The organism is Paenibacillus sp. PK4536 (genome assembly GCF_028594455.2).
Lineage (GTDB): Bacteria > Bacillota > Bacilli > Paenibacillales > Paenibacillaceae > Saccharibacillus > Saccharibacillus nuruki.
Genome location: NZ_CP126313.1, coordinates 1,733,926 through 1,745,554, shown reverse-complemented (window position 1 = coordinate 1,745,554; position 11,629 = coordinate 1,733,926). Strand labels below are relative to the sequence as shown.

11 protein-coding genes are annotated in these 11,629 nt (G+C 41.1%); all 11 read right to left on the bottom strand.

Annotation, left to right across the window (positions count from 1 at the left end; translation table 11 throughout):
- Positions 1 to 59 precede the first annotated feature (59 nt).
- The 11 genes from PO903_RS07920 to galU all read right to left on the bottom strand — a co-directional run bounded on the left by PO903_RS07920 (position 60) and on the right by galU (position 11,605).
- Complete coding sequence (locus PO903_RS07920) at positions 60 to 1,346, bottom strand: glycosyltransferase family 4 protein (protein WP_273593073.1); 1,287 nt, start codon at positions 1,344 to 1,346, stop codon at positions 60 to 62.
- A gap of 35 nt (positions 1,347 to 1,381) precedes the next feature.
- The gene (locus PO903_RS07915; RefSeq protein WP_273593072.1) at positions 1,382 to 1,987 is read right to left on the bottom strand and encodes a putative colanic acid biosynthesis acetyltransferase; all 606 of its coding nucleotides are present in this window, start codon (positions 1,985 to 1,987) and stop codon (positions 1,382 to 1,384) included.
- Positions 1,988 to 2,006: 19 nt separating this feature from the next.
- Positions 2,007 to 3,260, bottom strand: coding sequence for a glycosyltransferase family 4 protein (locus PO903_RS07910; RefSeq protein ID WP_083243656.1), 1,254 nt, complete (start codon positions 3,258 to 3,260; stop codon positions 2,007 to 2,009).
- Positions 3,190 to 4,443, bottom strand: coding sequence for a hypothetical protein (locus PO903_RS07905; RefSeq protein WP_069329498.1), 1,254 nt, complete (start codon positions 4,441 to 4,443; stop codon positions 3,190 to 3,192). The genes PO903_RS07910 and PO903_RS07905 overlap by 71 nt, the downstream gene beginning before the upstream one ends.
- A 1-nt stretch (position 4,444) precedes the next feature.
- Positions 4,445 to 4,987: a DapH/DapD/GlmU-related protein gene (locus tag PO903_RS07900; RefSeq protein WP_175425238.1), complete on the bottom strand. Its 543-nt coding sequence runs from the start codon at positions 4,985 to 4,987 to the stop codon at positions 4,445 to 4,447.
- 65 nt (positions 4,988 to 5,052) lie between these two features.
- Entirely contained in the window at positions 5,053 to 6,213 is a 1,161-nt protein-coding gene (locus PO903_RS07895; protein ID WP_069329500.1) for a glycosyltransferase family 4 protein, read from the bottom strand.
- Between the two features lie 304 nt (positions 6,214 to 6,517).
- Positions 6,518 to 7,882, bottom strand: coding sequence for a flippase (locus PO903_RS07890; RefSeq protein ID WP_137224864.1), 1,365 nt, complete (start codon positions 7,880 to 7,882; stop codon positions 6,518 to 6,520).
- Between the two features lie 95 nt (positions 7,883 to 7,977).
- On the bottom strand, positions 7,978 to 8,961 hold the full coding sequence (gmd, locus tag PO903_RS07885) for a GDP-mannose 4,6-dehydratase (RefSeq protein WP_069329502.1): 984 nt from the start codon (positions 8,959 to 8,961) through the stop codon (positions 7,978 to 7,980).
- A 64-nt stretch (positions 8,962 to 9,025) separates the two neighbouring features.
- On the bottom strand, positions 9,026 to 9,964 hold the full coding sequence (locus tag PO903_RS07880; protein ID WP_069329503.1) for a GDP-L-fucose synthase family protein: 939 nt from the start codon (positions 9,962 to 9,964) through the stop codon (positions 9,026 to 9,028).
- 37 nt (positions 9,965 to 10,001) lie between these two features.
- Positions 10,002 to 10,697, bottom strand: coding sequence for a sugar transferase (locus tag PO903_RS07875; RefSeq protein WP_069329504.1), 696 nt, complete (start codon positions 10,695 to 10,697; stop codon positions 10,002 to 10,004).
- The gene (galU, locus tag PO903_RS07870; RefSeq protein WP_069329505.1) at positions 10,697 to 11,605 is read right to left on the bottom strand and encodes a UTP--glucose-1-phosphate uridylyltransferase GalU; all 909 of its coding nucleotides are present in this window, start codon (positions 11,603 to 11,605) and stop codon (positions 10,697 to 10,699) included. Before galU ends, PO903_RS07875 begins: the two co-directional genes overlap by 1 nt.
- Positions 11,606 to 11,629 lie beyond the last annotated feature (24 nt).

The following is an 11,629-nucleotide window of genomic DNA, read 5'->3' as shown; positions in this document are numbered from 1 at the left end:
CCAATCCCTCCCATTTCTTTTTTTAGTATGTTACGGATGGTTGGTCGTTCAGACTATATTTATCTTGATTCAGAAACCATAGTTGTGGACGGGGACTGTGTCGCCATGGATAACAATAGCTGACGATATTTTTCCAGCGATACATCGCGGCGTAAATATTTTTCCAGATAGTCCCGGCCATTTTGACCGATCGCTTGAATTTCTTCAGCATCCATCTCATACAGACGACGAAGTTGAATTGCAATATCCTCATAATTTTGAGGTTCTGCTACAAGTCCACAAGCGCCTTCTACGATCAGACGATGAGCTTCACTACCTGATTCCAGTACACCCAGTACTGTTTTACCAGCCGCCATAACGCCGTAGATTTTACTTGGAACAGAGACCCCTTTGATGCCTTTCTGATTCACGACCAGATGAACATCAGCTGCATTAAGCGAATATTTCAAATCCTCTTTCGGTTGGAAAGGGAGAAAACACACTTGACCGGATTCTTCGAGTCCATGTTGTGCTGCATACTCCTGCATCTTTTTCTTTACCGCACCTTCTCCGATAAAAGCAAAGACCAAGTTTTTGCAATCTTTCAGACCCGGTATAATCGTCATTAGATTTTCTAGATCATAATAAAGACCTAGATTACCGGAGTACATTACAACAAATTTATCTTGCCAGCCATGATCAGCGATAAACTTAGCGACTCGTGGATGATGTTTATCCAAAGGAACGATTTCTTCTTCATTCGTCCAATTGTTAATCACTGTATTCTCGATATGCTTGCGTCCACCAAAGCGATTCACCAATGTTTCTTGCATGTCTTTACCTACGGTGATAATATGATCCGCCATCGAGCAGTTGATATTATCAATCGCACGCGCTACATTGAAAATCCATTGTCGCTTCGTGTAACCGACAGCTTCTGCTTGTTCAGGGTTGAAATCCTGAATATTGTAGATATGTTTGGAACGTTTGAATAATTTACCGATGGTACCGATCAAACCGCCTAATACTGGTGGTGTAGAGATCGTATAGATAAAGTCTGTATTTTTTTGCTTCAATAACAAGTAAGTCGCATAGAAGAAGTACGTCGAAATATACTTGATCCGGCTAAACTTACTTTGCTTATCCACCTCAGGAAGACGAATACGGATCACTTTAATATTTTCAAGATGATCGGTAATATAACGTCCTTTTGCTGCGGCTTCGCCTCCATACCCTGGAGGACATTCTGCAATCACTGTAATATCAAAGTCATGTTGTAAGTACAGACACAACTCGGTTAATAATTGTCCCGTTGATGCATAATCGGGATAAAAGTAGTTAATGACAAAAACTATTTTTGGTTTCACATTCATCCCTCTTTTGTCTATAGGACTCATTTGGTTTATTTGATACGGTGTACTTGAGCAATCGGTGTAACTTGATGTTCTGTCGGTACTTCTTCAGCGAAACGATGCTTGTGAAATGCAGCCGGGAACCCGATATGCACTTCATTCGCTGGAATGTCTTTGAAAATCGTACTTCTTGCTCCTGCAACACCTAATTCATGAATCGTAACGCCTGGATAGACAAATACGTCGCTTGCTACCCATGCACCATCTTTAATATGAATAGGCTTTGTAATTAATCCGAACGTTGGATCATTAAGCTTATGACTACCTGTACACAGATAGGAATTCTGGGAAATCACACAATGGCTGCCGATAACAATCTCATCAAGACTGTAAAATTCAACATTATCGCCGATCCAAGAATACTCTCCGATCGTAACTTTCCACGGATACGTGAATTTAGCAGATGGACGAACATGAACACCTAGTCCAAGCTTCGCTCCAAAGCTATTGAGAAGAAATCTTCTCCAGTTATACATATTGTGTAGGGAGAAACGGAATAACGTTCCTTGTACAAACCACCACAGTAGACAATAGAGTCCTGATTTTCCGCGTGAATACTCTTCTTGTGAATATTGATCCAGTCTGATCTTTACCATCTTCATCCCTCCTTCCTGCTTATTTCATTGAGGTGGATTCCGAATAGACGACTTTCTCTTTGGTACCACCGCTGATTGCACGATTCAGTACTTTATCCAATTTGCCAGCCACGACTTTATGAGAACAATCGCTGATCAACCATTGCATCGCACGAGCTGGATATAGACTGTATTGTGCTGGATGACGCAAAATTTCGTTGATTGCTGCTGCTAATTCTTGTGCACTATCATTACCATAGGTGACAAACATATTTTGGTTAATCAGATTAATATCAGATACACCGGAAGTTAGAACCAACTTACCGTATTTGATATATTCGACCACTTTAGAAGGGAACGAACATTCACTGAACAGAATCTTTTCACGTTGTGTATTTACAAATAAATCCGCTTGTTCCATCAATGCAGCATAATCGTTATCATCCAGAAAACCATGGAATGTGATATTAATACGTGCATTAGACTGACTTGCGATAAACTGTTTTACTTTTTCTTCTAATGGACCATAGCCTGTAATATCTAATTGAATCATGCGCTCAGTGTTCACATGGGGGAGCGCTTCAAGCAGAATTTCGATACCACGGTCGTAATCCAGTCGTCCAGAGTACACCATACGAAATGCTCGATCGGCTGTACCTAGATTCACTTCCTGCACAGGTTTGAGCTTTGCAGGATGAACCGTACCTCCGCGGACAACTGTGTAGTTATCCGTGCGAATTCTTTTCTTGAGTACAGATGTAACAAGTACAGCGCCATCTAACAATTTGTTAGCAAATTTCTCTACCATGACGGTTAGCTTTTTGTAGTACTTATTCGTTTCTGTAACAGCATAGATTCCATCTTCATACTCAACGATAAGAGGTACACGATATAGCATTTTGAACAACATCGCTGGTAACGCGGTTTCTAAGCGATAATTGTAGAAAATCACAGCACGTGATTCACCTTTATGCGCCCGATTCCAACGAACCAGTTGAAAGAATGTCGTAAATAGTGTCAAAAACAGACTGATAAATTTCGCATCTACGGTTGCCGGATAAATGACTTCACTTCGATGTCCAATCGAATAACGATCTGCGCTGAAAAAACGAAATGTATTCTTTTTGAGTAGCAATGGCGAGATCACCGTAATCTGGTTATCGCCTTCCTCCAACGCATGCAAGATACAGTCAATTTTTTTATTGCCTGCCGTATGCTTTGAGCTATATCCCCTTTTCTGGTGCAATTGCTCGTCCACGTAAGGGGCTACGTAAGCGATTGACTTCGTTTCCATGGAGTTGTTCACCACTCTTTAATTTTTGTTCTGAAGCTTTAACATCAAAAAACATTAACATGACGAACAATGGCTGAAAGATCATGTTTTCCGTTGAAAATACAATGATCAGTGCAATAAAGATCAGTATGCTTTGAAACACACTTCCGATCGCTCGCTGTAATCTTGAATAATAATAAATCAGCATAATCAGTAGTAAAGGTAAGCCAAATTGATAACCAAAGGTTAGTAGTGAGTTCGATGAATCTCCGATCCCATACCTTTCCATCAGTACGCTATTGTTCTGGAAGCCCCAACCGACTAGCGGTTTCTCTATCATCAACTCCAGATTCGACGTGGTATCCAAAGATCGACGATCAAACGATTGATTGCCATCTTGAAACTTATCTGCAATAACACCACTTTGACTTTCAAAATAAATGAGCGGAATTAACAGCAACAACGGAATAATGAGCTGTGTCATTTGCTTGCGTTTACCGCTACGGATTAGATAAGCGAAGTAGATCAATCCGCAGATCATATATCCTGAAGTGGACATCGTTGTAAGTAATGTGCCGGTAACGAGAATCAATTGCCATTTGGGCAGCTTCCGGTTGGTGAACAGCATCAGGAAAATGCCCAAATTCAGAAAGACTTGAAAAGCACCAGGTTCCCAGAAGATCCCCTGATTTCGTGACATATTCCAGTTCCCATATACATAAAATGGTGTGATTCGATAAACACCGTTCCACACATCCACTGTTGGGAAAGTGGATCTTACAAATTCAGGGCTAACCACACCCAAAGCGTAAAAAGGTAAACTTAGTAATGCTAATGCAACGATAATCCACTGATAACTTTTACCAGCCTGATGAATATCCAGTCGATTGATAATCATAAAAATCGCTAGAATTTTCAGGATCAATCCACCATAGCCCCCGATATTATCGCGGTATAATAATAGATTAAATAAGATAAAAGCTAAGATGACCATCAAAGTCAAAAAGTGCTTGGGTTCTATTCGCTTTGGAAAGTAGAATACTACTGCTGTGGCGAACAGAATCATAATAAAGAGGGAATAATACAATTTGCCGAATAACACAGAACCCGACGTGATCACTATAAGCACCATCGTGATAAAAATGATGAGCTTATTCTTAACTGTGATATCTATTTTTGGCGACAAAGCCTGTTCATTCAGCATATTATTCCACTCCTTCCAAGTGCTTAATGACTTTAGCCGGTACTCCAGCAGCAATACAATTAGGGGGAATCGAGCTAGCGACAATACTGCCTGCTCCGATTACACTATTGCGACCAATCGTTACTCCTTTGAGTACAATCGCATTCGCACCCACCCATACATTATCTTCAATGATCGTATCGGCTTTACCCACATCTAGCGGATTTTTGTTAAAGCGGCGATTCTCTGGCTTAATCGGATGAAAATCAGTATCACTGATCTGTACGTTTACGCCCAGCATCACTTGATGACCGATACTTACACGCGATACGGCACAAATGCTCGCTCCGCTGATGCCTACATCATCGCCGATCTCAATCACTGCTCCTTCTGCAAGGGTACGAATCACTGTACGATGATTAAGACCTATCGGATTGCTATAATCCGATGAACACAAAATAGCGTTATGTCCGATTCGAATCGAGCTTCCCTTTTCTCGATCCACAATCGGCATTCCTACAGCGATCAAGTTGTTACCAAATTGAATCTGCTGTTCTTTCAGCATTCTCCGGGTGAAGACGGTAGAACACTTTTTAGCTATTTTGCGTTTGAAGCGTATAAAGCTTGTGATCATACCGTTTCCCTAACAAAGAATCGGTTATAGAAATCAAATGTCCGCTTGGTGTTCTTACGCGCATCGAAGTTCTCTTCTGCAAAAGCCAGTGCATTTTGAGAAAGCTTCTCGTACAATGCTTTGTCTGTACCGATCTTAACCATATAATCTTCCATCGCTTTGTGATTACGATCCTCGAACAGGAAGCCTGTTTTGTTATGAAGAATCAGTTCATTCGGTCCACCAATATTGGTAGCAATCGCTGGTTTCTTCATCGAGGCTGCTTCGATAATACTGCGTGAAAAGTGAGGTTCTACAAACGGGCACATCATCACATTACTTGCGGCAATCAATTGCGGTACATCATCACGGAAAGCCAATGTAATGATCTGATCATTTCCTTTAGCTTCTGCCATAACTTTGTCTTCATACGCATTATTTTTATTAAAGTAAAATCCACCAACGATCAACTTGAAGTTCGGATGATCTTTGCTGATTTTGTTAAATGACTTCACCAGATCCAATACTCCATTGCCTGTTACTACACGACCAATGTACAAAAAGACGATATCGTCATCGTCTATACCGAGTTCCCGACGAACAGGAGTCCCGTTTACATCTGGATTGTAGGTTCCAAAGTCCACGAAGTTGTATACGACTTCTAATTCTTTACCATTACTATCCACCGTCTCGGAATCGAACTGATCGATAGAGATATAACCGTCTACATATTTGTGATTCATACGCTTCAAGATATTTCCGGCAAATGAGTTCAACAGCGGTTCACGTACGTGACAGACCACTTTAGTATCTGGAGATACTTTTTTGACGGCTTTTGCCACTTGGAATAAACATGTGCTGTTCAAATGAACGATATCTGGTTTGTATTTACGAATATATTTTTTAGCTTGAAAATAAGTTGGTAATGCTCCGATCAGATTACGAATAAACAACTTCGGTCTCATGCCAGAAACTGTTGATCCGTGGAAAGGAAACATGCCTTTAGCCACTTCTACAGGTAATCCACCGGATTCCAACAGTTTTACTGCGGGACCATTGCGAATCGTTAGCACGTGTCCGTCAAATTTGGTCTTATCCAGATGACTAATGAGATAAGTCAGACTTTTCGGTGCTCCGCCCATGAATCCTGAATGATGGACATATAGTACTTTTTTCATCAGCTCTTACCTCCTTATGTCTGTGATTAAAATGCTTTGAAATACGAAGTGCTCAAGTTTTTCGGAAAAGGTACACCACTTCGTGAACAAAATCGTTCTTGTCGTCGCTTGTTGTTATCGACTCCTTTGATTTCCCGCTTTGCGGTAAGGACTCGATAACAAAGGCGAACGCTTCGCTCTTTCAGAATGATTTTGTACCCTTCGTTCCGACGCTTGTCCTATACTTGAACACTTCATTTCAAAAATGATTTGTAAGCAAGATATAATATCGGTCTGCATGTGAAGCAAACCCTTTTAATGTAGATTAGTTATTGGTTCTGACTTCACGTTTGCCGGGTCTAAGTTTGTTGAAGATGGCGGTGAAGGGAGAGATTAGTGTTTTGGACATCATGATTCCGGATACGCGGGTTTCTTTGAATAAGAAAGTAAATGCGTAACTGGATACGATAAATGCCACCACTGTTCCCATCGCTGCGCCGACTCCACCGAACATAGGAATCAGAATTAAGTTAATTCCGACTTTGGCAACAGCACCCATGACCTGACTGATCAGTTCAAAGCGATACAAGCCTTCGCTAATGATCCATTTATTCAAGGCAGCTCTCATAAAGACGAAAAGACATGCCCATACGTGAATCACTAGAATACTGATGGCGCCTGTGTATTCTTGACCGTATAAGATCGAGATCACTGGTTTAGCCATAAACGTGACGACAATACAGATAGCCAGTGCGAACCAGAACAACATGTTGTACAGCTTTTGCAGTTCGGCTTTATAAATATCAGGGCCTAGTTGCTTGTTTTTGATCATACTCGGAAAGTATGATGCAGCGACTACGGTTGGTATGACGTACCATACTTCAGATAGTCTAGCGGCTACAGCATATACTCCAACGGCTGTCTCATTAATCATGTAGTTCAGCATAACCTGATCAATTTTGAGATAGATGATCGTGGAGATTCCGGCTACGATCAAAGGCCATGAGCTATTCATCAATCGTTTACCAAGCGGCCAGTTAAATGACCATTTGGTAAATTGAATTTTGTTTCCCTGTGTGAATAGTAGGAAAAGAAATCCAAGAATTAACTCTAGTGCATACGAAACAGCGAACCAGATTAATGGTGCGTGCATGACGACAAGCACTATTTTCATAATGGTGGTTAATGCAAAAGCAGCACCTTTGGCATAGACAGCATATTTGGCTTCCACGACTGAATCGAACCACTGGGAAATCACATCCAGCGGTTGAAACAGAAGGTTAGCTGCAATAATGACCATGCTCCACTGCACGACTGGATCTTGTCCAGGCAATGTAAAAGCAGCAACAACGGTAATTGCAAAAGCAATCAATCCACTAAACAGACGTAATAATGAGACTGTTCCGAGAATTTCCGTTTTATTATCAGGGTCTTGCACCAGTTCTTTGACAATAATATTAGCAAGTCCTAATGGAACAACAGCACCAATAATAGTGACAAAAGCAATCGCGAAATTATATTGTCCAAATTGCTCGGGACCCAGATAACGCGCTATCCAGATACTGATGATCATGTTGATCGCAAGTCGTCCGAACTTGTCCATGATCTGCCAGTTGGTATTGAAAAAGATTTTGCGTTTCTCTGGCGTCATCGAAAATTTCTTTCGCATTTTGGCGATCGGGTTAGCCATGTGGTTATCATCTCACTTCATCATTTTGCAAAAGTCCGTGGCAGTAAGTTACCCCTTAACTAATCTTTTCCTATTCGCTTTATGAAAGGAATCGATTAATATACAGGTACTTCTACTGGTCTTCCAGCATGACGTTTAAGATCTGCGTCCACCATGTTTGCTACCAATTGTTTGAAACCAACTTCCAATTCCCAGCCCAATTCTTGCTTCGCTTTCGTGCAATCACCAAGCAACAAGTCTACTTCTGCTGGACGAACAAATTTCTCATCAATAACTACATAGTCTCTCCAGTTCAGACCCACATGATCAAAAGCAACTTGTACTAGCTCTTCAACCGTGTGCATTTCACCTGTAGAGATAACGAAATCATCCGGTGTATCTTGTTGAAGCATCAACCACATTGCTTTAACATAGTCTCCTGCAAAGCCCCAGTCACGTTGAGAATCCAAGTTACCTAGACGAAGCTCTTTGGCTAGACCCAATTTGATCTGTGCTACACCGTCAGTAACTTTACGAGTTACGAATTCAAGACCACGGCGTGGTGATTCGTGATTGAACAAGATACCGGAGCAAGCGAACATGTTGAAGCTTTCACGATAGTTAACTGTGATCCAGTGTCCATATAATTTAGCGACGCCGTAAGGGCTACGCGGATAGAAAGGTGTTGTCTCGATTTGCGGGATAGCTTGTACTTTACCGAACATTTCACTACTGGATGCTTGGTAGAAACGAGCATCTGGCTTAGCAATACGTACTGCTTCTAACATGTTCGTTACAGCAAGTGCAGTCAGTTGACCTGTCGCAATCGGTTGTGGCCAAGAAGCCGCTACGAATGATTGGGCTGCCAAGTTGTATACTTCATCCGGATTAGAAATACGTACCGCTTCGATCAATGAAGCCAAATCCGTCAAATCGCCTGAAATCCATTCGATTTTATCTTGGATATGCGCTACATTTTCATAGTTCGGTGTACTTGTTCTGCGGCGAAGTCCAAATACTTGATATCCTTTTTCTAAAAGCAATTCCGCCAGGTAAGATCCATCTTGTCCAGTAACTCCAGTAATTAGTGCTCTTTTCATAATTAATTCCCTCCACAGTATGTTTTTATTTTTTTAAAATATATTTGAAATGTATGAGTTTAATTTATTGATTTACAGCAACCGTATTACGGAAATCAGCATAGACAGCGCGGATACCTTCTTCTAAAGGAATACTTGCTTTCCAGCCCAATGCGTTAATTTTAGTTGTATCCACCAATTTACGTGGTGTACCATCTGGCACGCTTGAGTTAAATACCAAGTCGCCTTCGTACCCAACAATGTTTTTGATCATCAGCGCCAGGTCTTTGATCGCGATATCTTCACCAACACCCACATTCACGATTTGGTTATCTTCGTAGTTGTCCATTAAGAACAAGCACGCATCTGCAAGATCATCCGCATGTAGGAATTCACGTTTTGGTGTTCCTGTGCCCCAGATTTCAACCGTTGGGCTGTTATTTTCTTTGGCTTCATGAATTTTGCGTACCAATGCTGGCAATACATGAGATGATTTAAGATCGAAGTTATCATTCGGACCATACATATTCGTAGGCATTGCTGAGATAAATCGTGAACCGTATTGACGGTTGTAAGATTCACACATTTTGATACCTGCGATTTTGGCAATCGCATAAGGTTCGTTTGTTGGTTCCAACTCGCCTGTTAGAAGATATTCTTCTTTAAGCGGCTGTGGTGCGAACTTCGGATAGATACAAGTTGATCCTAAGAACAACAATTTCTGTACTCCATTAAAGTGAGCTGCATCGATAACATTTGTCTGAATCAACAAATTGTCGCGAATGAAATCAGCAGGGAAATCGTTGTTAGCCGCAATACCGCCTACTTTTGCTGCGGCTAGGAAGACATAATCAATCTTTTCTTGTTCAAAAAAGCGATACACATCGTCTAGTTTACGCAAGTCCAATTCAGAACTACTGCGATAGATTAAGTTATTATATCCTTGTTTTTGTAGCGCACGTAGGATTGCAGATCCAACCAACCCTTTATGTCCAGCCACATAGATTTTGGCATCTTTATTCATTAATGTGTCACCTCGTCCTTATCTTATGATGTTGTTCTCAAAACGCGTCTTTAGAACCGAAAAGGACTCTAACTGTTTTGAAAAGAATATAAATGTCGAACAGGATTCCTCTTTTCTCGATATATTTCAGGTCTAGATCAACCATTTCTTCAAAGCTTAATTCATTACGTCCGCTTACCTGCCATAATCCGGTACATCCCGGTATAACACTTAGACGCAATTTGTCACGTTTAGTATATTCTTCGACTTCTCTTGGCAATGGAGGACGTGGTCCAACCAGACTCATATCACCGCGAAGTACATTCCACAATTGTGGAAGTTCATCGATACTCGTTTTACGAATAAAGCGTCCGATACGAGTAATACGTGGATCGTCTTTCATTTTGAACATCGCACCCTGGATTTCATTCTTCTCTAATAGTTCTTTCAGACGCTCTTCGGCATCCGATACCATTGATCTGAACTTGTACATCCTAAATGGCTGTTCATCTTTACCGATCCGTGTCTGATAGAAAAATACTTTTCCTTTGGAGTCCTCAACTTTAATCAAAATGCCAAGTACAATGAAGAGCGGTGACAATACAATCAGACCGAGCAATGAGCAAAAGATATCCAACATGCGTTTCATCAGTACATAAAAACGTAATCTAGCTGACGTTTTACCAACATGTCTTGCATAAAATTCGCTATAGTTCGCCCAGGCTTCCGCTTCACTCCCTTGTCTTGGAGTCATTAGCTATCACCTCTTACCACGAGCAACTCTTCTTGCAGTAACTCTCTTTCCAATGTTTCTTTAAGAGAACGCAATAAAGGTGCTTTCAGGTCTTCGTTTCGTAACGCAAATTCGATCGTTGTTTGAATAAAACCTAATTTTTCACCTACATCATAGCGTGTACCCTGGAAATCATAAGCGAATACTTGTTGCAATTCATTTAAGCGTTGAATCGCATCTGTCAGTTGAATCTCTCCACCTGCGCCTACTTCTTGCTCTCCTAGAAATTCAAAGATTTCCGGTGTAAGCACATAACGTCCCATGATCGCTAGATTGGATGGTGCTTGACCTGCTGGCGGTTTTTCTACAAATTGGCGAACTTGATGAAGTCGACCAAATTGTTCCGACGGATCAATAATTCCATATCGATGTGTCTGATCTTCAGCAACGGTTTGTACACCGATAACTGATTTCTCAGTAAGCTCGTATTGTTCAATCAATTGACGTGTACAAGGCGTATCGGATTGTACGATATCATCACCCAATAACACAGCAAATGGTTCGTCTCCAATAAAATTACGTGCACACCATACTGCATGCCCTAATCCTTTTGGCTCTTTCTGCCGAATATAATGTATATCGACTTTAGAAGACTTCTGAACTTCATCCAGCAAATCCAATTTGCCTTTTTCCAACAGAGTCGCTTCTAATTCAAAAGCATTGTCAAAATGATCTTCAATCGCACGTTTACCTTTACCAGTTACGATAATAATGTCTTCAATACCCGAAGCGATAGCTTCCTCAACGATATATTGGATCGTTGGTTTGTCTACGATCGGTAGCATTTCTTTCGGCATAGCTTTGGTTGCTGGCAAAAAGCGTGTGCCTAGCCCCGCCGCGGGAATGATAGCTTTACGAACCTTCTTCATAAAATCACGCCCTATCCTGTTTTT